The organism is Cupriavidus sp. 22TCCZM01-5 (assembly GCF_057798915.1).
The window spans coordinates 77,684-103,009 of the sequence record NZ_JBYOJR010000001.1; the positions used below are offsets into that span (position 1 = coordinate 77,684).

Annotated in this window: 24 protein-coding genes, 1 tRNA gene and 1 pseudogene; 17 read left to right on the top strand and 9 right to left on the bottom strand. The window is 65.7% G+C overall.

The window, feature by feature from the left end; all coding sequences use genetic code 11:
• Window positions 1–104 precede the first annotated feature (104 nt).
• From AC3FNH_RS00420 to AC3FNH_RS00435, 4 genes are read left to right on the top strand one after another with little or no spacing between them, the layout of a single operon-like run.
• Window positions 105–653, top strand: coding sequence for a winged helix-turn-helix transcriptional regulator (locus AC3FNH_RS00420; protein WP_488718709.1), 549 nt, complete (start codon window positions 105–107; stop codon window positions 651–653).
• Window positions 650–1,756: an HlyD family secretion protein gene (locus tag AC3FNH_RS00425; RefSeq protein WP_488718710.1), complete on the top strand. Its 1,107-nt coding sequence runs from the start codon at window positions 650–652 to the stop codon at window positions 1,754–1,756. Before AC3FNH_RS00420 ends, AC3FNH_RS00425 begins: the two co-directional genes overlap by 4 nt.
• The gene (locus AC3FNH_RS00430; RefSeq protein WP_276100622.1) at window positions 1,756–3,366 is read left to right on the top strand and encodes a DHA2 family efflux MFS transporter permease subunit; all 1,611 of its coding nucleotides are present in this window, start codon (window positions 1,756–1,758) and stop codon (window positions 3,364–3,366) included. The genes AC3FNH_RS00425 and AC3FNH_RS00430 overlap by 1 nt, the downstream gene beginning before the upstream one ends.
• 29 nt (window positions 3,367–3,395) lie before the next feature.
• The gene (locus AC3FNH_RS00435) at window positions 3,396–3,599 is read left to right on the top strand and encodes a hypothetical protein (RefSeq protein ID WP_276099250.1); all 204 of its coding nucleotides are present in this window, start codon (window positions 3,396–3,398) and stop codon (window positions 3,597–3,599) included.
• Between the two features lie 36 nt (window positions 3,600–3,635).
• Here AC3FNH_RS00435 and AC3FNH_RS00440 read toward each other — a convergent pair whose 3' ends face one another.
• Window positions 3,636–4,637 carry a LysR family transcriptional regulator gene (locus AC3FNH_RS00440; protein ID WP_488718711.1) on the bottom strand — a complete coding sequence of 334 codons (1,002 nt, stop codon included), beginning with the start codon at window positions 4,635–4,637 and terminating at the stop codon, window positions 3,636–3,638.
• Between the two features lie 117 nt (window positions 4,638–4,754).
• Between AC3FNH_RS00440 and AC3FNH_RS00445 the strand changes: the two genes are divergently transcribed.
• The 5 genes and pseudogenes from AC3FNH_RS00445 to AC3FNH_RS00465 all read left to right on the top strand — a co-directional run bounded on the left by AC3FNH_RS00445 (window position 4,755) and on the right by AC3FNH_RS00465 (window position 7,443).
• Window positions 4,755–5,735: a Bug family tripartite tricarboxylate transporter substrate binding protein gene (locus AC3FNH_RS00445; protein ID WP_488718712.1), complete on the top strand. Its 981-nt coding sequence runs from the start codon at window positions 4,755–4,757 to the stop codon at window positions 5,733–5,735.
• A gap of 1 nt (window position 5,736) precedes the next feature.
• Entirely contained in the window at window positions 5,737–5,988 is a 252-nt protein-coding gene (locus AC3FNH_RS00450; protein WP_488718713.1) for a hypothetical protein, read from the top strand.
• Between the two features lie 77 nt (window positions 5,989–6,065).
• Entirely contained in the window at window positions 6,066–6,542 is a 477-nt protein-coding gene (bfr, locus tag AC3FNH_RS00455; RefSeq protein ID WP_276099254.1) for a bacterioferritin, read from the top strand.
• An 89-nt stretch (window positions 6,543–6,631) separates the two neighbouring features.
• A tRNA-Cys gene (locus AC3FNH_RS00460) sits at window positions 6,632–6,706 on the top strand.
• A gap of 292 nt (window positions 6,707–6,998) precedes the next feature.
• Window positions 6,999–7,443, top strand: a pseudogene (locus tag AC3FNH_RS00465) (GNAT family N-acetyltransferase).
• Window positions 7,444–7,490: 47 nt separating this feature from the next.
• On the opposite strand, the gene dmeF reads toward AC3FNH_RS00465, so the two are convergent.
• Window positions 7,491–8,519: a CDF family Co(II)/Ni(II) efflux transporter DmeF gene (gene dmeF / locus AC3FNH_RS00470; protein WP_488718714.1), complete on the bottom strand. Its 1,029-nt coding sequence runs from the start codon at window positions 8,517–8,519 to the stop codon at window positions 7,491–7,493.
• Window positions 8,520–8,858: 339 nt separating this feature from the next.
• Window positions 8,859–10,307 (bottom strand): aminotransferase-like domain-containing protein, encoded by a 1,449-nt coding sequence (locus tag AC3FNH_RS00475; protein ID WP_488718715.1) that lies wholly within the window; start codon window positions 10,305–10,307, stop codon window positions 8,859–8,861.
• 330 nt (window positions 10,308–10,637) lie between these two features.
• Between AC3FNH_RS00475 and aptA the strand changes: the two genes are divergently transcribed.
• From aptA to bcaP, 3 genes are all read left to right on the top strand, one after another.
• Entirely contained in the window at window positions 10,638–11,969 is a 1,332-nt protein-coding gene (aptA, locus tag AC3FNH_RS00480; RefSeq protein ID WP_488718716.1) for an omega-aminotransferase AptA, read from the top strand.
• 10 nt (window positions 11,970–11,979) lie between these two features.
• On the top strand, window positions 11,980–13,497 hold the full coding sequence (locus AC3FNH_RS00485) for a CoA-acylating methylmalonate-semialdehyde dehydrogenase (protein ID WP_276099259.1): 1,518 nt from the start codon (window positions 11,980–11,982) through the stop codon (window positions 13,495–13,497).
• A gap of 186 nt (window positions 13,498–13,683) precedes the next feature.
• Window positions 13,684–15,081: a branched-chain amino acid transporter BcaP gene (gene bcaP, locus AC3FNH_RS00490; protein ID WP_276099260.1), complete on the top strand. Its 1,398-nt coding sequence runs from the start codon at window positions 13,684–13,686 to the stop codon at window positions 15,079–15,081.
• A 13-nt stretch (window positions 15,082–15,094) separates the two neighbouring features.
• On the opposite strand, the gene AC3FNH_RS00495 is transcribed toward bcaP, so the two are convergent.
• Window positions 15,095–16,498 (bottom strand): aminotransferase-like domain-containing protein, encoded by a 1,404-nt coding sequence (locus AC3FNH_RS00495; RefSeq protein WP_276099261.1) that lies wholly within the window; start codon window positions 16,496–16,498, stop codon window positions 15,095–15,097.
• Window positions 16,499–16,638: 140 nt separating this feature from the next.
• On the opposite strand from AC3FNH_RS00495, the gene AC3FNH_RS00500 reads away from it, so the two are divergent.
• Window positions 16,639–16,977 carry a DUF2917 domain-containing protein gene (locus tag AC3FNH_RS00500; protein WP_276099262.1) on the top strand — a complete coding sequence of 113 codons (339 nt, stop codon included), beginning with the start codon at window positions 16,639–16,641 and terminating at the stop codon, window positions 16,975–16,977.
• 55 nt (window positions 16,978–17,032) lie between these two features.
• Here the strand turns inward: AC3FNH_RS00500 and AC3FNH_RS00505 are convergent, their stop codons facing one another.
• Together AC3FNH_RS00505 and AC3FNH_RS00510 are read right to left on the bottom strand one after the other, a co-directional pair.
• Window positions 17,033–17,335 carry a HigA family addiction module antitoxin gene (locus AC3FNH_RS00505; RefSeq protein ID WP_211947004.1) on the bottom strand — a complete coding sequence of 101 codons (303 nt, stop codon included), beginning with the start codon at window positions 17,333–17,335 and terminating at the stop codon, window positions 17,033–17,035.
• A gap of 19 nt (window positions 17,336–17,354) precedes the next feature.
• Complete coding sequence (locus tag AC3FNH_RS00510) at window positions 17,355–17,633, bottom strand: type II toxin-antitoxin system RelE/ParE family toxin (RefSeq protein WP_488718717.1); 279 nt, start codon at window positions 17,631–17,633, stop codon at window positions 17,355–17,357.
• Window positions 17,634–17,860: 227 nt separating this feature from the next.
• Between AC3FNH_RS00510 and icmF the strand changes: the two genes are divergently transcribed.
• The 4 genes from icmF to AC3FNH_RS00530 all read left to right on the top strand — a co-directional run bounded on the left by icmF (window position 17,861) and on the right by AC3FNH_RS00530 (window position 23,178).
• Window positions 17,861–21,142, top strand: a complete 3,282-nt coding sequence (icmF, locus tag AC3FNH_RS00515) for a fused isobutyryl-CoA mutase/GTPase IcmF (protein WP_488718718.1) — start codon at window positions 17,861–17,863, stop codon at window positions 21,140–21,142.
• Window positions 21,143–21,264: 122 nt separating this feature from the next.
• Window positions 21,265–21,702 carry an HIT family protein gene (locus tag AC3FNH_RS00520; RefSeq protein WP_276099265.1) on the top strand — a complete coding sequence of 146 codons (438 nt, stop codon included), beginning with the start codon at window positions 21,265–21,267 and terminating at the stop codon, window positions 21,700–21,702.
• A 46-nt stretch (window positions 21,703–21,748) separates the two neighbouring features.
• Window positions 21,749–22,603 (top strand): 3-hydroxybutyryl-CoA dehydrogenase, encoded by an 855-nt coding sequence (locus AC3FNH_RS00525; RefSeq protein ID WP_488718719.1) that lies wholly within the window; start codon window positions 21,749–21,751, stop codon window positions 22,601–22,603.
• A 203-nt stretch (window positions 22,604–22,806) separates the two neighbouring features.
• Window positions 22,807–23,178: a hypothetical protein gene (locus AC3FNH_RS00530; protein WP_488718720.1), complete on the top strand. Its 372-nt coding sequence runs from the start codon at window positions 22,807–22,809 to the stop codon at window positions 23,176–23,178.
• A 236-nt stretch (window positions 23,179–23,414) separates the two neighbouring features.
• Here the strand turns inward: AC3FNH_RS00530 and AC3FNH_RS00535 are convergent, their stop codons facing one another.
• The 3 genes from AC3FNH_RS00535 to AC3FNH_RS00545 all read right to left on the bottom strand — a co-directional run bounded on the left by AC3FNH_RS00535 (window position 23,415) and on the right by AC3FNH_RS00545 (window position 25,193).
• Window positions 23,415–23,969 carry a DUF2459 domain-containing protein gene (locus tag AC3FNH_RS00535; RefSeq protein WP_488718721.1) on the bottom strand — a complete coding sequence of 185 codons (555 nt, stop codon included), beginning with the start codon at window positions 23,967–23,969 and terminating at the stop codon, window positions 23,415–23,417.
• A gap of 122 nt (window positions 23,970–24,091) precedes the next feature.
• Window positions 24,092–24,520 (bottom strand): DUF3293 domain-containing protein, encoded by a 429-nt coding sequence (locus AC3FNH_RS00540; protein WP_488718722.1) that lies wholly within the window; start codon window positions 24,518–24,520, stop codon window positions 24,092–24,094.
• A 4-nt stretch (window positions 24,521–24,524) separates the two neighbouring features.
• Window positions 24,525–25,193 (bottom strand): Crp/Fnr family transcriptional regulator, encoded by a 669-nt coding sequence (locus tag AC3FNH_RS00545; RefSeq protein ID WP_276099270.1) that lies wholly within the window; start codon window positions 25,191–25,193, stop codon window positions 24,525–24,527.
• Window positions 25,194–25,326: the final 133 nt, after the last annotated feature.

The window sequence follows — 25,326 nt, forward strand, 5'->3', positions numbered from 1 at the left end:
GTGACCTTTGCGACACAATGCAAAATTAACTTGCATGATGCTAGTGACAACTCTAGACTAACTTTCAAGTTGATAGCAACCCCCGATTGCAGGGACTGACGAACATGCGGAAGAAGCCACTGGACAACGCGCCTTGCCCGATCGCCCGGACCGTGGCGCGTATCGGCGACGCGTGGAGCGTCCTGATCCTGCGCGAAGCGTTCTACGGTACGGCGCGCTTCGACGAGTTCGAGAAGAGCCTCGGCATCGCGCCGAACATGCTTGCCCGCCGGCTTGGCGCCCTGGTCGAAGAAGGGCTGCTGGAGCGGCGCAGCTACTGCGAGCGGCCGCCGCGTTTCGAATACGTACTGACGCCGCGCGGCCGCGATTTCCGTCCCGTGCTGCTGACCTTGCTGGCCTGGGGCAATCGCCATTTCGCGCCCGAAGGCGAAAGCATCCAGCTCATCGAACGCGAGACCGGCGCGCGCGCCGAGCCGATGCTGGTCGACGCCGCCAGCGGGCGCGCGATCACCGAGACCACCCATGTGCTGTTGCCCGGCCCCGCCGCCAGCGAGCGCATGCGCGAGCGACTGTGCCGCGCGGCCGGTGAGCGGCCCATGCCCCCGGTCAATTCGAATACCCCCGACCCTGAGTGCAGAAAGGAAGTGCGATGACGAGCAACACCATGACCGAACGCGCGGGCGAGCAGCCCGTACCCGCCGTCAGGACGCGGCCCAATCCGAAGCGGCTGCTCGCGGCCGGTGCACTGCTGGTCGCGGGACTGGCTGGCATCGGCTACGGCTATCACTGGTGGACGTCCGCGCGCTTCGTGCAAAGTACCGACGATGCTTATGTAGGTGGTGACGTCACCGTGATCGGTGCCAAGGTCGGCGGCTATATCGCCGAGGTCGCGGTGACGGACAACCAGCAGGTGCATGCGGGCGACGTGCTGGTGCGCATCGATGACCGCGACTATCGCGCCGCGCTGGCCAAGGCCGAGGGCGCGGTAGCCGCGCAGCAGGCGCTGCTGGAAAACCTGGACGCCACGCAACGGTTGCAGGAAGCCGTCATCGGACAGGCCCGGGCCGGGATCTCGTCCGTCAACGCCGATACCGTGCGCGCGCGCCAGGACCAGGTGCGCTATGCCAGCCTGGTCGAGAAAGCGGCGGTATCGATCCAGAGTTCGCAGAAGGCCGACGCCGACTACAAGCAGGCGGTGGCCAACGGCGAGAAGGCGCAGGCCGCGCTGCTGGCGGCGCAGCGTCAGCTCGAGGTGATCGGCACGCAGAAGCTGCAGGCCAGGGCGGCGCTGGCGCAGGCGATTGCCGAGCGCGACATTGCCAGGCTCAACCTCAGCTATACCGAGTTGCGTGCGCCCGTGGATGGCACGGTCGGCAACCGTCGCGCGCGCGTGGGCGCCTACGCCGGCAACGGCAGCCAGCTGCTCTCCATCGTGCCGGCCAGTGGACTGTGGGTGGATGCGAATTTCAAGGAAGGCCAGCTCGCGCACATGCGCGCCGGCATGCCGGTCACGATCGAGGCCGACGTGCTGCCGGGGCGCGTCTTCCACGGCCATGTGACCAGCCTGGCGCCGGCCACCGGCGCGCAGTTCAGCGTCCTGCCGCCGGAGAACGCCACCGGCAACTTCACGAAGATCGTCCAGCGCGTGCCGGTGCGCATCGAGCTCGACGACAAGGATGCCAGGCTCGGCACCTTGCGCCCGGGCCTGTCCGTGATCGCGCAGGTCGATACGCGCGCGCCGAAGCAGGTGCAATGATGAGCACCGCCACCCTGGACCGGCCGGCCGCCGCGCCAGCTGCCGTACTGCCGTCGCCCGCCGCGCTATCCACATCGGCCAAGGTCTTCGCCTTTGCCACCATGTGCGTGGGCATGTTTATCGCGCTGCTCGATATCCAGATCGTTTCCGCGTCGCTGCGCGATATCGGTGGCGGCCTCTCGGCGGGCGCCGACGAGACGGTCTGGGTACAGACCAGCTACCTGATCGCGGAGATCATCGTCATCCCGCTGTCCGGATGGCTGGCGCGCGTGATGTCGACGCGCTGGCTGTTCGCCGTCTCCGCTGCGGGCTTCACGGTGACCAGCCTGCTGTGCGGCGTGGCGTGGAATATCCAGAGCATGATCGCGTTCCGCGCGATGCAGGGCTTCCTGGGCGGCTCGATGATCCCGCTGGTGTTCACCACCGCGTTCGCGTTCTTCGCCGGGCCGCAACGCGTGATCGCCGCGGCGACCATCGGCGCGCTGGCCTCGCTGGCGCCCACGCTCGGCCCGACCATCGGCGGCTGGATTACCGACAACTTCTCGTGGCACTGGCTGTTCTTCATCAACCTGGTGCCTGGCGTCTTCGTCACGGTGGCGGTACCGATGCTGGTCAAGGTCGATCAACCCAACTGGAAATTGCTGCGCGGTGCGGACTATCTCGGCATGACGCTGATGGCCCTGTTCCTGGGCTGCCTGGAATACACGCTCGAGGAAGGGCCGCGCTGGGACTGGTTTGGCGACGAGGTGATCCTGGCCACGGCGTGGATTGCGGGCCTGTCAGGGATCGCTTTCCTGTGGCGATCGCTGACCTATGCCAATCCCGTGGTAGACCTGCGCGCGCTGCGCGACCGAAATTTCGCGCTTGGCTGCTTCTTCTCATTCGTCACCGGCATCGGCATCTTTGCCACCATCTACCTCACGCCGCTGTTCCTGGGGCGCGTGCGGGGCTTCAGCGCGCTGGACATCGGCCTTGCCATCTTCTCGACCGGCGTGTTCCAGGTTGCGTCGATTCCGTTCTATGCGTTCCTGGCCAACCGGGTCGACCTGCGCTGGCTGATGATGTTCGGTCTCGGGTTGTTCGCGCTGTCGATGTGGTTCTTCGCCCCGATCACGCACGACTGGGGTGGTGCGGAACTGCTGTTGCCGCAGGCGCTGCGCGGCATGGCGCAGCAGTTCGCGGTGGCACCGACGGTCACGCTGACACTGGGCAGCCTGCCGCCGGAGCGGCTCAAGCTGGCGTCCGGGCTGTTCAACCTGATGCGCAATCTTGGTGGGGCCATCGGCATCGCGGCCTGCGCCACGGTGCTCAATGACCGCGGCAATCTGCATTTCCTGCGCGAGGCGGAACACCTGAATATCCGCAATGAGGCGATGGGGGCGTTGCTGCAGGGTGTCGGCAACCAGATGCTCGCGGCAGGCCACGATTTCGCCGACGCGCAGAGCGCGGCGCTCCGGCAATTGTGGGCACTGGCCTGGCGCGAAGCGCAGACGCAGACGTTCAGTGACGCGTTCCTGATCGTCATGGCGTGCTTCGTGATCGCCACGGCGATGGCGCCGCTGATGCGCAAGGTCGCGCCGCCGAAGGCGCCATCGGCCGATGCGCACTGAGACTGAGCGACAAGACCCGGAGTCCCGCCATGAAGCCTTACCGCATGATGCAATTGACCTGTGCAGCAATGCTGGCCTTGTCCGCCTTCACCATGGCGCGTGCCGACACTGACCGGCCGCGCCAGACCGGCGTGTCCTGCGCGCACGCCGGCAATACCTACTGCTCGGCGCCGCAGCCGGCTGCCGATGCCGCGTCGCAAACGGCGCGGACTGGCACGCGGGCGGAAGACTGACGAATCGCTTGCGTGCAGGAATCCGATCCCAAAAAATCATACGTGGACCTCGCCGCGCGGGTGGCGGATTGCCTGACAGGCGGCGTCTGCGACTTGTGACTTGCGCGCGCCGCGGCGCAACGCCGGGTGCCCGTCCAGCACTTCGTGCACGAGCGTCACGAAGGCTCGTGCGGCCGGCGACAACGAGTGGCCGGCAAGCGACACCACGCCATAGGGCGCGCGCAGATCCGTGGCGGGACGCAGCGGCAGTGCGACCGCCTGCCGGTCTGCCTGCAGGCCTGCCATCATGGCGCGCGGCACCAGTACCACGGTGTCGGTCGATAACATCAGCGTGCGCAGCGCATGCATGTCGTCGCACGTGACGGTCAGCATGCTGCCGGGCGCGCCTTGCGCATTGCGCTGGTCTTCGGCGAGCCTGCGGCTGAAGAAGTCGCTGACGCCGTGGGGCAGGCGCGGCCCTGCCACCGGGTATGCGGTCAGCGCGGCCAGGTTGACTGCGCGGCGGCGGGCAAGCGGGTGCGTGCCGCGCACGAAGAACGCCGTCTGCAGCGCAGGCAAGCGCTCGATCTGCAGGTGTGGCAGTTGCGCCAGGCTCTGGCTCTCGCCGACGAAGACATCAAGCCGCTCCGCCTCCAGCGATTTCAGCATGGTGCGCGTGTCGGCGGTTTCCAGGTCGATGCGCAGCGTGGGGTGGCGCGCGACCAGCGCCGCGAGCACCGGCTCCAGCAGGAACGAGGCCGCGAAAGGCCCGAAGCCGATGCGGATCTCACCGATCTCGACGTCCTGCAGCATCTGCAGGTCGCGCCTGAGTTCGCGGCCTTCACGCAGCATGCGCCGCGCGCGTTCGAGCACCATCGTGCCAGCCGCTGTCGGCCGGGCCTTGCCGTAGCCGCGGTCCACCAGCGCACCCAGGTCGGCTTCGAGCGTCTGGATGCTGCGTGTCAGCGCCGGTTGCGACAGGTGCAGTGCATCGGCCGCGCGCGCGAAGCTGCCTTGCTCGATCAGCGTGACGAAGTGATGGAGTTGGCGCAAGCTCATGAAATTCAGTATTTATGCATGGAAATCTGAAAAATATTGCATTGGACGTATTTTCTCAAGCCGCGTAGCTTGTCTCCAGACCAAGAAAACCAAGTACATCCATACCGGAGACAAGGCATGAACCGACGTACGCTGCTGGCGTTCACCCTGAGTGGCAGCATCACCCTTTTCGCCGCCCCGGCGCATGCGCAAAACTATCCCGCCAAGCCGATCCGCATCGTGGTGCCCTATGTCGCGGGCGGCGGGACCGATACGGTGGCGCGCGCGCTCGCCGAGAAGCTCGGCAAGCGGCTCGGCCAGCCGGTGGTGGTGGACAACAAGGCCGGCGCCTCGGGCATCATCGGCACGGACGCCGTGGCCAAGGCCACGCCGGACGGCTACACACTGCTGGTGACCATCACCCAGACCGTCCTGACCAACCAGTTCCTGTTTGCCAAGCTGCCCTACGATCCGCGCAAGGACCTGTCGATGGTCAGCGTGCTGGCGGATGCGCAGCTCGTGCTGGTGACGAATCCGTCCTTGCCGGCGCGCACGCCGCGCGAGCTGGGCAACTATGCGCGCACGCGGCCGGGCAAGGTGAGCTATGCATCGTGGGGCGTGGGATCCTATTCGCATCTGAGCGGCGCGTACTTCAGCAAGCTTACGCATGCCGAGTCCACGCACGTGCCCTACAAGGGCGAGGCGCCGATGCTGCAGGACCTGTTGGGCGGCCAGGTCCAGTTCGGCTTCGCGAGCATCCTCACGGCCAAGCCCTATATCCAGAGCGGCAAGCTCAAGGCGCTCGCGGTGACGGGCACGCAACGCAGCGGCGTATTGCCCGACCTGCCTACCTTCGCGGAACTGGGCATGAACGACAGTGCGTTCAAGACGGTGGGCTGGATCGGCATGGCCGCACCCGTCGGCGTGCCGCCGGCGATCACCGCGAAGCTGGAGGAAGAAGTGCGCGCGATCCTGCGGACACCGGACATGCAGTCGCGCATGGTGTCGCTGGGCCTGCGCCCGCTGGGCAGCACGCCGGCCGAGGCACAGGCGATCTTCGCGCGCGACTGGCCCGTGCTGAAGATGCTGGTAGCGGACTCGGGGGCGAAGCTCGACTGATATGAAGCCTGAAGCGCCTTGTCTGCTGCATGACTTCGCCATCTTCTCGTCGAAAAGAGCTGACGTTGCGGCCGGTCTTTTCGATGGCATGGGCCGGCTGATTCGCAGTTACGGTGCCTCACGTAATTTCTGCGGATTGATAATCGCGGCGAAAATCAGAACCATACGCATTCTCGATAATCGTGCGGCAAATGGCGATTCCCCGCGCATTTTGTCGTGCCGCTTGATGTCGCGCCAATCATGGCTACCATGAAAATAGACCGGCGCCCAAGCCGGAATGATGGAACAAGGAGAAACAGGATTTTCAGCCCCGGGGGATGGGAATAAGCCATGAAAACGGACAAGAAGGTCATCCAGCTCCTCAACGCCCAGCTCAAGCATGAACTGACCGCGATCAACCAGTATTTCCTGCACGCGCGCATGTACCGGCACTGGGGCATCAATGCGCTCGGCAAGCACGAATACGAGGAATCGATCGAGGAAATGAAGCATGCCGACAAGCTGATCGAGCGCATCCTGCTGCTCGACGGCCTGCCGAATCTGCAGGACCTCGACAAACTGCTGCTCGGCGAAAACACCGAGGAAATGCTGGCCTGCGACCTCAAGCTGGAACAGGTTTCACAGGCCAGCTGCAAGGATGCGATCAAGTACTTCGAATCGGTGGGCGATTACGTTTCGCGCGAGGTCGTGGTCGACATCCTGGAAGCGACCGAAGCGCATATCGACTGGATCGAATCGCAGATCGAACTGATCGGCAAGGTAGGCATCCAGAACTACATCCAGTCCGGCATGGGCGGCGTCGAGTAGCCGCGCCGCGCGCACGACGCCTGCAGACTTTCCGATTTCCCGCTACACTGCGCCCCGCAACACGATTTGTCCCCGGACCTTTCGTCCACGGCGGGGTGGCAGAGTGGTGATGCAACGGCCTGCAAAGCCGTTTACGACGGTTCGATTCCGTATCCCCGCCTCCAGTTTCCTTCGGCGCGCTTCAACGCCGGATGCTCGCGGTGCCGTGAAGCGGCGCCCGCACTCTTTTTTCCCCTTTGCATATCACCTCTCCGGGAGCCATGCCTGTACCTCGCATCGATTGCAGGCGACCGGTTTACGCGTTGTTCCCGTCTGGAACAACGCCGCTGTTTGAGGTACTGTGACGGCGCGGCCGCGCGTCGACGCACGAAGTGCGCTTCACGCTGCGACAGTGACAACCATGCAGGGCTTCCGTGGTGTTGCCGTATTCAAGTGACGCAAAAATAGAGGCTCCAGATGATTCAGAATCTGCGAATCCGGGCGGCGCTGCCACCGGATGCGCCAGCGGTTGGTGCGGTGCTGGAACGCTGCAGCCAGCCAACCGATGATGTGTCTCCGGTTGCTGGAGCACTTCCACGTTGCCGTGCATGAAGCGCAGATTGTCGGCTGCGGTGCCGGCGAGCGCTTTGGCGACACCGTGGTGATCCGCTCGGTCGCGGTGCTGCCGGAATTTCGCGACCAGGGCGTGGCCACCCACGTGGTGCGCGCCGTGTTGATGCGCGCGCGGGCCAACGGCGTCAGGCGCGCGGTGCTGCTGACCCCGACCTGCCCGAGCTATTTCGCACGCTACGGCTTCACGCTGATCTCCGCAGCGAACCTGCCGGCCGAGGTGCTGTCGTCCAGGGAGTTCCACCGTCATACCGACACGCCGCCGCTTTGCATGTGCTGCGAGCTGACCTGAAGCCGGGCGCGTAAGCGTCCGGCAAGTTTTTCCCAGAACCCGGAATATCAGGCGCGCCGCGCGGCGGGCACGCCAGGATGGTCCTCGTCGCGGCAGACGCTGATCTCCACGGTCACGTGCACGAGTTCCTCATGCACGGACAGCGTCTTGCGCACGCGCTGCGGCGTCAGCGCAGTGTCATGCGTGACCAGGCAGACGATGCACGCGAACTGCTGCTTGCCGACGCGCCAGACATGGAGATCGGTGACGCGCGTGGCATCGCGGTCATCCTCGGCGTGCTCGAATTCCGCCAGCACCTCGCGCACTTCGTCGACCACCGGGTGATCCATCTCGCGATCCAGCAGTACGGTGCCGCTCTGGCGCAGCAGCCCGAGCGCCCAGCGGCCTACCAGTGCGGCGCCGACCAGGCCCATCACCGGGTCCAGCCAGCTCCAGCCCAGCCACCAGCCGCCGGCCAGCGCGATGATGGCCAGCACCGATGTGGCGGCATCCGCCAGCACGTGCAGGTAGGCGGAGCGCAGGTTGATGTCGTGATGGTGCCTCTGCCCATGCCCATGCCCATGCCCATGCGTGTGGTCGTGATCATGGTGGTGTCCGTGCCCGTGATGGTCATGATCATGATGTGCGCCGCCGAGAATCAGCGCGCAACCCAGGTTCACCAGCAGCCCCAGCGCCGTGATGGCCATGGCTTCGCGATAGTGGATGGCTTGCGGACTGAACAGCCGCTCCACCGAGCCGATCGCCATCAGCGCAGCCACGCCCAGCAGGAACACGGCACTGGCGAAGCCGGCGAGCACTTCGATCTTCCATGTGCCAAAGGCAAAGCGCGCATCCGACGCATAGCGGCGGGCGGCCGCGTAGGCAAACGCCGTCATGCCGATGGCCAAGGCATGCGAGCTCATGTGCCAGCCATCGGCCAGCAGTGCCATGGAGTTGAACCACCATCCGGCGGCGATTTCCACGACCATGGTGACGGCCGTGATCAGCATGACCAGCCGGGTGCCGCGCTCGGCGGCATGGTTGCCGGTGTCGAAGACGTGGCTGTGGGTCCACGAGGAGAGATTTTCTGTATGCATGGTCGTGCGAAAGCGGTCGGGCAAGGCAGGGAACGCGGGGAAGCGTGGCAGACTGCGGAGCCGGGACAGGGGCTTCCCTGCTGGCCGGAACGGAATGAAGCGGGCTAATCATCACCTAAAGCGTTATCGCCTTCGGTGAAGAGGCTTCGCCTTATACATACATTCATGGATGCATGTATAATTTCGCGAAATATTCACATTTCTGCCTCACTTTTCTTGTTGATCCCGATATGAACTACCGTTTCATTGCCGTCTGCATGGCAGTCTGGCTTGGCGTCTGCGCCACGGCTGGCTGGGTGGTCGAGCGTCTCTGGAGCTGATTCCCGCCAGAGGGTCGGGTCAGGCCGCGCGTACCGTCGGCTGCCGGCCCGTGAGGCTTTCAAAGAACTCCCACAACTGTGGCGCGTCACCGGTTGCCACATTGAAACGGATCCACGGCGAATCCGTTTCCTCAGGCTCGAAATAGGATCCTGGTGCCAGCCAGATGCCATGTTCGAGCGCCAGCGTGGCGAGCCGGTTGCCGGTCACCGGCACGCCATCAGGCCACGCATCGCGCACACGGGCCCACGCGAACATGCCGCCTTCCGGCCGCAGCAGGACTTCCAGGCCGTGCGTTTCCATCTTCTCTGTCACGCGGTCCTGCTGGGCGCGCAGGCGTTCGGCCAGCGCCGCCACGTGGCGGCCATAGTGCCCGCTGGTGAGTACTGAATACACCAGCCGCTCCGTCACTTCCGAAGACGTCAGCCCGACCGCCATCTTGGTCCGCGCAAAGGCCTTGGCCAGGTCCGCGCCGGCGGCCAGATAGCCCACGCGCAGCGAAGGCGTGATGGTCTTGGAAAAGCCGTTGACATAGACCACCTGCGACAGCCCGTCCATGGCGGCCAGCATGGGCGAGCCGGCGGGCGCGAGTTCGCGGTAGATATCGTCTTCCACCACCAGCAGCCGGTGCTGCTCGGCGAGCTGCAGTACGCGAAACGCGTTCATGCTGGTCAGGCTGGCGCCGGTGGGGTTCTGCAGCACGGTATTGACGAAGAGCGCGCGCGGAGCGTGGCTGCGGATGGCGTCTTCCAGCGCATCGGTATCGAGGCCGGCCGCAGTGCGCGGCACGCCCACCACGCGCAACCCGGCGAGCCGCAGGATCTGCAGTAGGTTGCAGTAACAGGGCGCTTCGACCAGCACGGTGTCGCCCGCGCGCAGCAGCGTGCGCACGACGAGGTCCAGCGCCTGCGTGGCACCCTGGGTCAGCACCACCTGTTGTGCCTGCACCGGGATGCCGTACTGGCCGAGACCGGCTGCAATATGCTCACGCAGCGGCGCATAGCCATAGGGATGGCCGTAGCCCGAGACCTGTGCGGCCGGTACGCGCGCCGCGGCGCGCATGGCCTGATGCAGGCCCTCCTCGTTGAGCCAGTCGCCCGGCAGCCAGCCGGCGCCGGCCTTGATCGGCACCGAGTGATCCGCGAACACGTCCGACAGCAGCCAGGCCGCATTGAGCCCGGGCGCTTCCCATTGCGGCGTGCGCGCGCCACCGGCCGGCGCGTGGCGATGGGCCACGGTGTAGCCGGAACCGGCGCGCGCGGCCAGGTAGCCCAGCGCGGTGAGCCGGCCGTAGGCCTCGGCCACCGTGAAGGTGCTGATGCCGTGCTGCTGGGCAAAGCGGCGCACAGACGGCAGCGGCGAGCCGGCGCGCAGCGCGCGGCGGTCCACCAGCGCGGCAATGCCGGCCACGATCTGTTCGGTCAGGGTTTCGCCTGCGCGGCGGCTGCGGGTCAGGTCAAGGGTCAGCATGCGGCACTTCAATAGGAGCCAACCTGTACAGTTTAGCGGTTGCGCGACCCTGTCCGGACGGGTTCTCGACCAACGCGCCAGAAATGATGCGGTGCAATGTGTGACGCCGCACGGCGCCGTATGGCCGGTCCTGCCAGACTGCCTGGATGCCGCTGCTGCAACGGCACAATCCTGTACGGTTTGACTTGCCTAAACTGTACGGTAAGGGGACGTTGTCCGGACCGTATATTTTGTCGCCATTGGGCCGCCGGTAGAGTGGCCGACATCCCTGCCGCTGCACGCGATCCGCCGTGACAGCGCGCGCCAACCAGACTGCCCGGAGGAGGACATATGGACGCCGCCAAGACCGTGATTCCCGATCTCGATGCCCTGTGGATGCCCTTTACCGCGAACCGCCAGTACAAGGCGGCGCCGCGACTGCTGGCCTCGGCCAGCGGCATGTACTACACGACCCACGACGGACACCAGATCCTGGACGGTTGCGCGGGCCTCTGGTGCGTGGCTGCCGGCCACTGCCGCAAGGAGATTGCCGAGGCCGTGGCGCGCCAGGCCGCTACGCTGGACTACGCGCCGCCGTTCCAGATGGGCCATCCGCTGTCGTTCGAAGCGGCCACCAAGGTGGCGGCCATCATGCCGCAGGGGCTGGACCGCATCTTCTTCACCAATTCCGGCTCGGAGTCGGTCGATACCGCGCTGAAGATCGCGCTTGCCTACCACCGCGCGCGCGGCGAGGGCCAGCGCACTCGTTTCATCGGACGCGAGCGCGGCTACCACGGCGTGGGCTTCGGCGGCATGGCGGTGGGCGGCATCGGGCCGAACCGCAAGGCGTTCTCCGCCAACCTGATGCCCGGTACCGACCACCTGCCTGCCACCCTGAACATCGCCGAAGCGGCGTTCTCGAAGGGCCAGCCGCAATGGGGCGCGCACCTCGCCGACGAACTCGAGCGCATCGTCGCGCTGCATGACCCGTCGACCATCGCCGCCGTCATCGTCGAGCCGCTGGCCGGTTCCGCCGGTGTGCTGGTGCCGCCGGTCGGCTACCTGGAAAAGCTGCGCGCAATCACGAGCAAGCACGGCATCCTGCTGATCTTCGACGAGGTCATCACCGCGTTCGGCCGCCTGGGCGCCGCCACCGCGGCGGAGCGCTTCAAGGTCACGCCGGACCTGATCACCATGGCCAAGGCCATCAACAACGCCGCCGTGCCGATGGGCGCCGTGGCCGTGCGCCGCGAAGTGCATGACACCGTGATCAACTCGGCCGCGCCGGGCGCGATCGAGCTGGCGCATGGCTACACTTACTCGGGCCACCCGCTGGCCGCCGCCGCCGCGGTCGCCACGCTGGACCTGTACCAGCGCGAGAACCTGTTCGGCCGTGCCGCCGAGCTGTCGCCGGTGTTCGAAGCCGCCGCGCACAGCGTACGCGAGGCGCCGCACGTGAAGGACATCCGCAACCTCGGCATGGTCGCCGGCATCGAACTGGAGCCGCGTCCCGGCCAGCCCGGCGCGCGTGGCTACGAAGCCTTCCTCAAGTGCCTGGAGCGCGGCGTGCTGGTGCGCTACACCGGCGACATCCTTGCGTTCTCGCCGCCGCTGATCATCAGCGAGGCGCAGATCGCCGAGCTGTTCGATATCGTCAAGCAGGCGCTGCGGGAAGTGCAATAAGGACGCCGAAGTGAACATCGCAGAGAACCGGCAGATCGCCGAAATCCGCCACTACATCGGTGGCACGGTCCGGCAGGGCGCGTCCGCGCGCTTTGCCGATGTCTTCAACCCGGCCACCGGCGAGGTGGCCGCACGCGTGGCGCTGGGCTCGGCGCAGGACGTATCCGATGCCGTCGCGGCGGCGAAGGCCGCGTTCCCGGCCTGGGCCGACACACCGCCGCTGCGTCGCGCGCGCATCCTGTTCAGGTTCAAGGAGTTGCTCGACCAGCACCACGACGACCTGGCCGCGCTGATCACGCGCGAGCACGGCAAGGTGTTCAGCGACGCCAAGGGCGAAGTCACGCGCGGCATCGAGGTGGTGGAGTTCGCGTGCGGCATCCCGAACCTGCTCAAGACCGATTTCACCGACAACGTCGGCGGCGGCATCGACAACTGGAACCTGCGCCAGCCGCTCGGCGTGGTGGCCGGCATCACGCCCTTCAACTTCCCGGTGATGGTGCCGATGTGGATGTTCCCGGTGGCGTTGGCCTGCGGCAATACCTTCGTGCTCAAGCCGTCCGAGCGCGATCCGTCGCCGAGCCTGCTGATTGCCGACCTGCTCAAGCAGGCCGGCTTGCCCGATGGCGTGTTCAACGTCGTGCAGGGCGACAAGGCCGCCGTTGACGCGCTGCTCGCCCACCCGGACGTGCAGGCGCTGTCGTTCGTGGGCTCGACGCCGATTGCGGAATACATCTACACGGAAGGCACCAGGCACGGCAAGCGTGTACAGGCGCTTGGCGGCGCCAAGAACCACCTGGTGGTGATGCCCGATGCGGATCTCGATCAGGCCGTGGATGCACTGGTCGGCGCGGCCTACGGCTCGGCCGGCGAGCGCTGCATGGCGATCTCGGTCGCGGTGGCCGTGGGCGGCGTGGCCGACAAGCTCGTGCCGCGCCTGGCCGAACGCGCCGCCGCGCTGAAGATCCGCAACGGCATGGAGGCCGACGCCGAGATGGGCCCGCTCGTAACCGGCGCGCACAAGGCGAAGGTGGAGGGCTATATCGAGAAGGGCGTGCAGGAGGGCGCCAAGCTCGTGACCGATGGCCGCGGCCACAAGGTCGCGGGCCACGAGAACGGCTTCTATGTGGGCGGCACGCTGTTCGACCACGTCACGCCGGACATGACGATCTACAAGGAAGAGATCTTTGGCCCGGTGCTGTCGGTGGTGCGCGTGCACGACTTTGCCGAAGCGGTGGCGCTGATCAATGCGCACGAGTATGGCAATGGCGTGTCGTGCTACACCAGCGACGGCGGCATCGCGCGCGCGTTCGCGCGCCAGATCCAGGTGGGCATGGTGGGCATCAACGTGCCGATCCCGGTGCCGATGGCATGGCATTCGTTCGGCGGCTGGAAGCGCTCGCTGTTCGGCGACCATCACGCCTACGGCGAAGAGGGCGTGCGCTTCTACACGCGCTACAAGAGCGTGATGCAGCGCTGGCCGGACTCGATCGCGAAGGGCGCCGAGTTCACGATGCCGGTGGCGAAGTAACCCCGCTCGCGCAGGGATGATCCGCGCCCGCGGTTCATCCCCGCGCGACCCAATTCGGCGCCTTGTGTCGCAAATGTCCCCAGCGACCTCCATAGTGACTTTGGCCGCACCCTCAAAAGAGTAAACTCCCGTCCTTTCCAGGAAAGGCGAAGCCATCCACAAGACGGCATTCGCGGGAGTGTTCTGATGAGTCTGTTCCGCACCAAGAATATCGACGCCATGCTCGCCGTGGCGCATGACGACGGCCTGAAGAAGGTGCTTGGCCCGATCGATCTCGTGATGATGGGCATCGGCGCCATCATCGGCACCGGCATCTTCGTGCTGACCGGCACCGGCGCGCTGACTGCCGGGCCGGCGCTGACGGTGTCGTTCGTGATTGCCGCCATGGCGTGCGGGTTTGCCGCGCTCTGCTATGCCGAGTTCGCCTCGGCCATTCCCGTATCGGGATCGATCTATACCTACAGCTACGCCACGCTCGGCGAGATCATTGCGTGGATGATCGGCTGGGACCTGCTGCTTGAGTACGGGCTCGCCACGTCGGCGGTGTCGGTGGGTTGGTCGGGCTACTTCCAGTCGCTCGTGGCCGGCTTCGGGCTGAAGCTGCCGGCGGCGCTTACGGCAGCGCCGGGCGCCGTGCCCGGTGTCGAGACCATGGTGAACCTGCCAGCCATGCTGATCATGCTGGCGATCACATGGGTGGTGTCGTATGGCGTGAAGGAATCGGCGCGCCTGAACAACGTGATGGTGGCGATCAAGGTCAGCGTGGTGCTGTTGTTTATCGCCGTGGGCGTGTGGCACGTGAAGCCGCTGAACTGGCAGCCGTTCGCGCCATTCGGCATGAGCGGCGTGTTCAATGCGGCGGCGCTGGTGTTCTTCGCGTTCATCGGCTTCGACGCCGTGACCTCGGCGGCGGAAGAAGTACGAAACCCGAGCCGCGACCTGCCCGTCGGCATCATCGGCTCGCTGGCGGTCTGCACGGTGCTGTACGTGGTGGTGGCCGCGATCATGACCGGCATCGTGCCGTTCGCCAAATTCGCGGGCGTGGACCACCCCGTGTCGCTGGCGCTGCAGTTCGCGGGGCAGAACTGGGTGGCGGGCTTTGTCGACCTGGGGGCCATCCTCGGCATGACCACGGTGATCCTGGTGATGACCTACGGCCAGACCCGCATCATCTTCGCGATGTCGCGCGATGGACTGCTGCCCGAGCGGCTCTCGTCGGTGCACCCCGTGCATGCCACGCCGTACTTCGCCACCTGGACGGTGGGCATCGTCTTTGCCGCAATTGCCGGCTTCGTGCCGCTCAACGTGCTGGCCGAGCTGATCAATATCGGCACGCTCGCGGCCTTCACGCTGATCTCGATCGCCGTGCTGGTGTTGCGCCGCACGCGCCCTGACCTGCCGCGCGCGTTCCGCTGCCCCGGCGTGCCCGTGGTGCCGCTGCTGTCCGCGGGCTTCTGCCTGTTCCTGATGGCCCACCTGCAGGTGCTGACGTGGATCGCGTTCCTGGTGTGGCTGGCGATCGGCCTGGCGATCTATTTCCTCTACGCGCGGCGCAACGCCGTGCTGCACAACCACGGCGGCTGAAGCTCGGCCCTGTTCACGCCCTGGCGGCGGCCTCGCGCAGGAAGGCCACGGCGCGGGGCTCGTTGACATACGCGGTGTTGATGCGAATCCATGCCGAGGTCTCGCCGCCCGGCCGGAAGTAGTTTCCCGGCGCCAGCGTCACGCCGAACTGCTCGCCCAGCGTGACCAGCTCGCGCGAATCCTCTACCCCCGGCGGGCGCGCCCACAGGAAGTTGCCGCCCGCCGGTTCGCAGAACACCTCCCATCCGCATGCCGTCAGCTGCCGCACGGCGTTGGCCGAGGACTCGCGCACGCGCAGGCGCAGCCGCTCTACATACTTGCGATAGCCGCCGCGCTCCAGCAGCGTGGCGATGACCGCCTCGGCAAAGTGCGAGCCGGCTATGCTGGTCAGTACCTTCACATCCACCAGGTCTTTCACCAGCGCCTTGTCGGCGACCAGGTAGCCGACGCGCAGCGACGCCGACACCGTCTTGGAAAACCCGCCGATGTAGATCACATGCTCGAGTTGGTCCAGCGTGGCGAGCCGGTCGGTGAATTGCGTCTGGAAGTCCGAGAAGATGTCGTCCTCGACAAAGCGGAAGCCGTGCCTGCGGGCCAGTTCCAGCAAGCGGAAGGCGACCGGCGGCGCCAGCGTGGAGCCAGTCGGGTTCTGCAGCACGCTGTTGGTGAAGAAGAGCTTTGGCTTGTGCTCGCGCAGCAGCGCTTCCGTGGCATCCGGATCCGGGCCGGAAGGTGTATGCGGCACGCCCACCAGCTGCACGCCATGCAGGCGCAGCAGGCCGAACAGGTTGTAGTAGCCTGGGTCTTCCACGAACACGGTATCGCCAGGCTTGAGCAGGTGCCGCACCACCAGGTCCAGGGCCTGGCTGGCACCGGTAGTGATCAACACCTGCGGCAGCTCCGCCGCGATGCCGAGCTGCCGTACGCGGTGAAGCACCTGCCTGCGCAGCTCGGGGTGCCCCATCGGCGTCGCGTAATGGATCACGCTGTCAACCTCATTGCGCGAGACCGCGCGGACGGCCTGCGTCAGCCCCTCCACATCACGCCAGGTTTCAGGCACGAAACCGCCAGCCAGCTTGAGCGTGCTGCTGGGGTGGTTGAACTGCTCCAGGATATGGTCGGACAGGTCCTCGGCCAGGCTGGGGTCGGACCAGCCACGTGCGGACCGGCTGGCAAGCGGGCTGTCCGCGACGTAGAAGCCGGAGCCCTGGCGCGAATCCAGCAGCCCCTGCGACACCAGCCGGTCATAGGCTTCGATCACCGGGAAGCGGCTGATGCCGTTGTTGGTCGCCAGTTGCCGGATCGACGGCAGCCGCGCGCCGGGGCGCGCCTCGCTCGAGCTGATCCATGCCTTCACGCCCTGGATGATCTGCTCGGTCAGGGGGATGCCCGTGGAGTGGTCAATGATCAGCTTCATGGTGGCGTCGAACTGTCAGGAAAAACTACTGAACAGTTCATCAAAAACTGTTCACAACTGTACATGGGATTCTAGTCGCTGATGCGAATAATGGAAGCATGGCGGAGACAGGTGCCGCCGGGCAGACGAGGAGCGGCGACATGCGTGAACTGAGGGTGTTTGAACTGGATGAACCGGAGCAGCCGGTGAGCCTGCGCGCGGGCTACGGGCAAAACGTGAAGGTGACGGAAGGCCGGGTGTGGATCACGATGGAAGGCTGTGCGGCCGACTTCTGGCTGCAGCCGGGCGAGGTCCTTGCGCTGGCCGAGGGTGAGCGTTACTGGCTGTCGGGCGAGGGCGGCCCGGCGCGCTTCGCGCTGGCCGCGGTGTCGGCGCCGCTGTCGTGGCGGCTAGCTGCCGGGCTGCGCGTACTGGCGCACCGTTGGGGCGAATGGAAGACCGATGCGTTCGGGGAATGCCCGCGGCTGGGCGTGCGGTGATGGCGCCTTCCGCCGAGTAAAGGCCGCCCTCGGGCGGCCTTCATCATTCTGTTGCTCAGGCTGCGACCGAGTGCCGCTTGATTTCCGCCAGCTTGGCGGCACCGATCTTTTCTTTCGCCATTTCGGTGTCGTAGTAGGTCTGCAAGTTCATCCAGCTTTGCGCATCAGTGCCGAAGAAGGCCGCTAGGCGCACTGCCGTGTCCGCGGTGATCGCGCGTTCGCCCTTGACGATCTCGTTGATGCGACGCGGCGGCACATCGATGGCCTTCGCCAAGGCGTATTGGGACAAGCCGAGCGGTTCGAGCCAATCCGCCTGGAGGATCTCACCAGGGGTGGCCAGAGGAACTTCGCGAGCCATTACCTGCTCCTTTCAATGCTTAGTGATAGTCGACGATCTCGACGTCGCTTGCGTTGCCGTTGGCGAACCGGAAGCAGATGCGCCATTGGTCGTTGATCCGTATGCTGAATTGGCCTGCCCGATCGCCCTTGAGCGCCTCCAGCCGGTTGTTTGGCGGGACGCGGAGGAAGCTCAGACTATCGGCCGCATGGACTTGCTGCAGTTTCCGGATCGCGGCTCGCTCGATGTTCGCGAACCTTGCGATCCGGGTGCCTCCGAAAAGCAGGGCAGTGTCACGGCAATTGAACGAGGTGATCATGTGTATGATAACGTCTTGCGTTAATAACGCAAGACGTTATTAGTCTTGGTGAGATGATTGGCGCACCTCGTACGGTAGCCGACTTGCCTTACGTTAACGTTAACGTCATATAATCGACAGGCCCCCGCCGCGACGGGGGCTGTCCGCATGCATGGCCAAGCCGACACCGGATCGGCATACCAGGCTGGCAAGCGGCCGCCAGCCAATCCCAGCCAGCGGTGGAGACAATGACCGACCTTTCCGATGTGCGCGATGTCCGTCGCGACGCGCTCCAGGCCCAGGCGCGCGGCCCCGTCAACAAGGTACGTTTCGTCACGGCGGCTTCGCTGTTCGACGGCCACGACGCCTCGATCAACATCATGCGGCGCATCCTGCAGTCCCAGGGCTGCGAGGTGATCCACCTTGGCCACAACCGCTCGGTCGACGAGGTGGTGACGGCCGCGCTGCAAGAAGACGCACAGGGCATCGCCGTATCCAGCTACCAGGGCGGGCACGTCGAGTACTTCAAGTACATGGTCGATCTGCTGCGCGAGAAGGGCGGCGAGCATGTCCAGGTGTTCGGCGGCGGTGGTGGCGTGATCGTGCCGGATGAGATCCGTGAACTGCAGGCCTACGGCGTGACCCGCATTTTCAGTCCTGAGGATGGCCAGCGCATGGGCCTGGCCGGCATGATTGCCGACATGGTGCAGCGCTGCGACATCGACCTGAGCCGCTATGCGCCGACCACGCTCGATGCCGTCACGGCAGGCGACCGCCGCGCACTCGCCCAGCTCATGACCGCGCTCGAGAACGGCAAGGCTGATCCGGGACTGGTGGCCGATCTGCATGCGCGCGCAGGCAAGGCCACGGTGCCCGTGCTCGGCATCACGGGCACCGGCGGCGCCGGCAAGTCGTCGCTGACCGACGAGCTGATCCGCCGCATCCGGCTGGACCAGCAGGACACCTTGCGCATCGCGGTAATCTCGATCGACCCGTCGCGGCGCAAGTCCGGCGGCGCGCTGCTCGGCGACCGCATCCGCATGAACGCGATCAACCATCCGAACATCTTCATGCGTTCGCTTGCCACGCGCGAAGCGGGCAGCGAGATCTCGCAGGCGCTGCCCGATGTCATCGCCGCGTGCAAGGTGGCCGGGTTCGACCTGGTCATGGTCGAGACCTCGGGCATCGGCCAGGGCGATGCAGCGATCGTGCCGCACGCGGACCTGTCGCTCTACGTCATGACGCCCGAGTTCGGCGCCGCGAGCCAGCTCGAGAAGATCGACATGCTCGACTTCGCCGATTTCGTCGCGATCAACAAGTTCGACCGCAAGGGCGCGCAGGACGCCTGGCGCGATGTGGCCAGGCAGGTGCAGCGCAACCGCGAGCAATGGCATGGCAAGCCCGAGGACATGCCCGTGTATGGCACCCAGGCGTCGCGCTTCAACGACGACGGCGTGACCATGCTCTACCAGGGCCTGCGCGAGGCGCTCGCAGGCAAGGGGCTCCAGTTGCAGCCCGGCATCCTGCCGGCGCTGACCGGCCGCATTTCCACGGGGCAGAACGTCATCGTGCCGCCGCAGCGCAGCCGCTACCTGGCGGAGCTGGCCGACACGGTGCGCGGCTACCACCGGCGCGTGGCGGAACAGAGCCGCATTGCGCGCGAGCGCCAGCAGTTGCGTGCGTCCAGCCGGATGCTCGCGCAGGCGCAGGGCGAAGGCGTCGCTGCGCTGGACCATCTCGCCGCGCAGCGCGACACCGCGCTTGGCGCGCTGGAGCACAAGCTGCTGGCCATGTGGCCGCAGATGCGGGAGGCGTACAGCGGCGACGACTACGTGGTGAAGATCCGCGACAAGGAATTGCGCACGCGCCTGGTGACCACCACGCTGTCCGGCACCAAGGTGCGCAAGGTGGTGCTGCCGCGCTTCGAGGACGATGGCGAGATCCTGAAGTGGCTGATGCGCGAGAGCGTGCCCGGCAGCTTCCCGTACACCTCGGGTGTGTTCGCGTTCAAGCGCGAGAACGAGGACCCGACTCGCATGTTCGCGGGCGAGGGCGATGCCTTCCGCACCAACCGGCGCTTCAAGCTGGTGTCGGAGGGCATGGACGCCAAGCGGCTCTCGACCGCCTTCGACTCGGTCACGCTGTACGGCGAGGACCCGCATGTGCGGCCGGACATCTACGGCAAGGTCGGCAATTCCGGCGTGTCGATTGCCACGCTTGACGACATGAAGGTGCTCTATGACGGCTTCGACCTGACCAGCCCGAGCACCTCGGTGTCGATGACGATCAACGGCCCGGCGCCGACCATCCTGGCGATGTTCATGAACACCGCCATCGACCAGAACCTGGACAAGTTCCGCGCCGACAACGGCCGCGAGCCGACGGTCGACGAAGAGGCCAAGATCCGCGCATGGGTGCTGCAGAACGTACGCGGCACGGTGCAGGCCGACATCCTCAAGGAAGACCAGGGCCAGAACACCTGCATCTTCTCGACCGAGTTCTCGCTCAAGGTGATGGGGGATATCGCCGAGTACTTCGTGCACCACCAGGTGCGCAACTTCTATTCGGTGTCGATCTCGGGCTACCACATCGCCGAGGCCGGCGCGAACCCGATCTCGCAGCTCGCCTTCACGCTGGCCAACGGCTTCACCTATGTCGAGGCATACGTGGCGCGCGGCATGCATATCGATGATTTCGCGCCCAACCTGTCGTTTTTCTTCTCGAACGGCATGGACCCCGAGTACAGCGTGCTGGGCCGCGTGGCGCGCCGCATCTGGGCGGTGACGATGCGCGACAAGTACGGCGCCAACGAGCGCAGCCAGAAGCTCAAGTACCACATCCAGACCTCGGGCCGCTCGCTGCATGCGCAGGAGATCGATTTCAACGATATCCGCACCACGCTGCAGGCGCTGATCGCGATCTACGACAACTGCAACTCGCTCCATACCAACGCCTACGACGAGGCCATCACCACGCCCACCGGCGAATCCGTGCGCCGTGCGCTGGCGATCCAGCTGATCATCAACCGCGAGTGGGGCGTGGCCAGGTGCGAGAATCCGAACCAGGGCAGCTTCCTGATCGAGGAGCTGACCGACCTGGTGGAAGAAGCCGTGCTGCAGGAGTTCGAGCGCATTGCCGAGCGTGGCGGCGTGCTCGGCGCGATGGAGACCGGCTACCAGCGCGGCAAGATCCAGGAGGAGTCGCTGTACTACGAGCAGCGCAAGCACGACGGCACGCTGCCCATCATCGGCGTGAACACGTTCCGCAATCCGGCCGGCGATCCGATTCCGCAGAAGCTGGAACTGGCGCGCTCCAGCGAAGCCGAGAAGCAGAGCCAGCTCGCGCGCCTGGCCGCGTTCCAGCAGGCGCATGCGGAACAGGCGCCAGCCATGCTGCAGCGGCTGCGCCAGGCCGTGATCGACAACGAGAATGTGTTCGCGGTGCTGATGGATGCGGTGCGCGTGTGCTCCCTGGGGCAGATTACACACGCGCTGTTCGAGGTCGGAGGCCAGTACCGCCGCAATATGTGAAACAAAAGGCAGCAGAACAGCCCTGAAATCGGGGGCGGAGGGGGGGCTGTCACGGCCACGGCCGCGCGCGTGCGTTAAACTCGAAGGCTCGCCGAATTCCGGAACGACCGCCGCACCAGACCATGAACAGCCAGTACGATACGAACAACGTTTTTGCGAAGATCCTGCGCGGGGAAATTCCGTGCAACAAGGTCTATGAAGATGCCGAGACCATCGCTTTCATGGACATCATGCCGCAATCCGACGGCCATACCCTGGTGGTGCCGAAGGAAGCCGCGGTCAACCTGTTCGACTTGTCGGAAGCCGGCGCCGAAGCCGCGATCCGCACCACGCAGCGCGTCGCGCGCGCGGTGCGCCAGGCGTTCAACCCGGACGGGCTTTCGATTGGCCAGTTCAACGGTGCCGCGGCGGGCCAGACCGTGCCGCACGTGCATTTCCATATCGTGCCGCGCTACGCCGACCAGACGCTGCGCGGCCACGCGCGCGACATGCAGGATCCGGACCTGCTCAAGGCCCACGCGGATCGCGTCATCGCCGCACTGCGCGAACAGGCGGCCTGAGCATCCGCGAAGAACGAATATATAACCAGCAAAGAGGAAGATAGAGATGGCAATCAGGACAGTGGGCATCGTCGGTGCCGGCACCATGGGCAACGGCATCGCGCAGGCCTGCGCGGTAGTTGGCCTGGACGTGGTGATGGTGGACATCAGCGACGCAGCGGTGCAGAAGGGCATCGCCACCGTCGCCGGCAGCCTGGACCGCCTCATCAAGAAGGACAAGATCAGCGAAGCCGACAAGACCGCCGCGCTCGCGCACATCCAGGGCTCGACCGCGTATGAGGACCTGAAGAAGGCCGACATCGTGATCGAGGCCGCCACCGAGAACTATGACCTGAAGGTCAAGATCCTCAAGCAGATCGACGGCATCGTCGGCGCGAACGTCATCATCGCTTCGAACACCTCGTCGATCTCGATCACCAAGCTGGCCGCCGTGACCAGCCGCCCCGACCGCTTTATCGGCATGCACTTCTTCAACCCGGTGCCGGTGATGGCGCTGGTGGAACTGATCCGCGGCCTGCAGACCAGCGACGCCACCCACGCCGACGTCGAGGCGCTGGCCAAGGAACTGGGCAAGTACCCGATCACCGTGAAGAACAGCCCGGGCTTCGTGGTCAACCGCATCCTGTGCCCGATGATCAACGAGGCCTTCTGCGTGCTGGGCGAAGGCCTGGCCTCGCCGGAAGAAATCGACGAAGGCATGAAGCTCGGCTGCAACCACCCGATCGGGCCGCTGGCACTGGCCGACATGATCGGCCTGGACACCATGCTGGCCGTGATGGAAGTGCTGTATACGGAATTTGCCGATCCGAAGTACCGTCCGGCCATGCTGATGCGCGAGATGGTGGCCGCGGGCTATCTGGGCCGCAAGACTGGACGTGGCGTGTACGTCTACAGCAAGTAAGAAGGCACTGCTCTCCGCGCAGCAGCGCGGTGTGCAGTAATCGCCGGCCGCCATTGAGGCGGCCGGTTCTTTTTTCGGCGTGTCCGGCTTTGCGCCGTGAAAGCCCCTTACACGGCTTTAACTGCCGAAACAATTCCCTTTCACCGGTTACGCGGCTCTCGCGTTAGAGTGAAACCATGCATCGAAGAAACAAGAGGAACCTCATGATCCGCCCCGTTCTTTCTGCCCTGGCGTTTGGCGCATTGTCGCTGGCGGTGGTCAGTCCAGCCATGGCACATGTTGATGTCGGCGTGAGTATCGGGGTGCCCGCGCCCGTGTATGTGGCTCCGGCCCCGGTCTATGTGGCGCCCCCGCCGCCCCCACCGGTCTATGTGGCGCCGCCGCCTCCCGTGGTTTACGGTCCGCCGCCCGTGGCCTATGGCCCGGCGCCGGTGGTGGTTGCCCCGGCCGTCGTGATCGGCTGGCATGGCGACCGCTATTGGGACGGCCGGCGCTGGTACGGTCGCAATGAATGGTACGGCCGTGGCCACGGTCATGGCCACGGTCATGGCCACCACGGCCACGACGACGATTGATGACGGTGTGATCTGAGGGACAGCCTTTGGTGCCGTTTCAGCTATAACTCTGAAATGCGGATCCACCACGGGAGAACGGCAATGCAAAAGTCCTGTCTGGCTGTCCTGCTTCTGACCCTGTCGCTCACTGGCTGTGTTTCCGTCAGCAGCAGCGACCCCAATCCCCCGGCCAACAATGCCGGGGCGAGACCGTCGTCCACCTGTCAGCAGCCTCCCTGCTCTAGCTACTAGCCACGTCAGGGCGCAGGACCGGTGCCAGACTGCTCAGCGGCGATCCGCCGGACCTGCGTCATGATGTCGTCCGCGAACACCGCGACCGGAGCCAGCGGCAGCCCCGCGTGGCGCAACGCGTCGGCCGTCCAGGTATTGCACGTGTAGAGCAGGCTATAGGCGGCGGTCGCCGACAGGTAAGCACCGCTTTCATAGGGGCCGGCACCAAGGCTGATGGGGGCGCCGTCCGCATTCCTCTGGACCCCATTGCGCAGATAGGCACGCAATCCTTCCAGCCCCGGCCGGCTGACCGCCAGGCCGACCACATTCCCGGCGCCGAATGCTTCGGCCGGCGGCGCGCGCAGCGCGGTCATCAGCACCACGCCGCGCCCCGGCACCAGCGCCAGCAGCATGGTCACCACGCCATGGTTGCCCCGTACCACGTAAGAACGATCGCCGAAGCCGAAGCAGAGGTAGCGCACATCCTCGAATCCGGCGGCGAGACTGCGCACGCCCGGGTCCGCGTCCTCGCTGCGCAGGCAGACATCCGTATGCCAGTCGCGCGCCACCACGTCGATCATGGCAACAGCCGGAACGGCTGGCGTGGTGGATGGTGCCGGTGGAAGCGGCGCGCATGCTGCGGCTGCCAATGCGGTCGAGCAGGTCAGCAGTCGGACGGCAGCGGAGAAGGCGCGGCACACGTTCAACGCAGCAGGATCAGCCGCGGCACGGCATCGGCACCGCTCCAGACGATGGCGTTCTGGCCATGCTTCGTGCCGAGCGCGCGGGCGGCGTCGAGCGATATTCCCGGCACCAGGAAACTCGGCTCGCCGGGCCAGCCGTTGTCCGGATGCTGCCCTGTACCCGGCATGGCCGCAAAGCCGAGTCGCGCGAGTTCATCGGCCAGCGCCTGTTGCCGCGCCTCGTTGCGCAACGGATCGGACGGCTGGCTGAACGGATTGGCGGCGGTGATGAACGCGCTCGATGCCACGTGCAGGCGCTCGTGCAAGGCTGCCAGCGGCGCGCTTGGCTGGTCGATCTTCAGCGTGATCGGCGCATCGCCATGCACGCGGTAATCGGTCTCGCGATAAGCCCGCAGCGTGGCGTCGTCGATCGCGGTGCGCCCCGGCATGGTGTCACTCGCCGTACTGGCGCAGGCCGTCCAGGTCCAGCACTTCGATCACGCCATAGTCCACGCGCACCAGGCCCTGCTGTTCGAGCACCTTGAGCGCCTGGTTGGCGCGCTGGCGCGAAATGCCGGCGAGCAGGCCGATCTCTTCCTGCGAGATCTCGAGCGTCTTGCCGATGCCGGGATAGAGCTGCTCGTTGAGCAGCGACGACACCGCCCGCGCCACGCGCGAGTCGATGTCGAGCAGGCGCTCGTACTCGACCGCGGCGATGAACTGGCCAAGCCGCTCGTTGAACTGCGTGAGCAGGAAGCGCGTGAACGGCAGGCTGGTATCCAGCAGCCACTGAAAAGTCTCGCGCGGCAGGAAGGCGATGGTCGAGCGGCGCAGCGCCATCACGTCGTACTTGCGGATCTCCGACTTGAGCACCGCGCCTTCGCCGAACCAGCCGCCGGTCGGCACGCCCGTGAAGGTCACGGACTTGCCCGACGGCGACACGGTAGTGATCTTGACGATGCCTTCGAGCACCCCCAGCCAGTGCTCGGCCAATTCACCCTTGTGGCAGACGTAGTCGCCCTGCGTGTACTCGCGCACGAACATCGCGCGGCGCACGCGATCCCGCTGCTCCGGACTGAGGTCCGCGGCCCATACGCAGCGGTCGACGAAATCGTTCAGCATGGCCTGAAAGGATCCTGTAGGGATTAACCCCGAATTGTCACCGGCGTGACAACCCGGGGGGAAGGCATCGGCTATCTTACGATCACCACGGAGCCGGCAGGTGCCACCAGACAAGGCACAACGGGCTTGATGC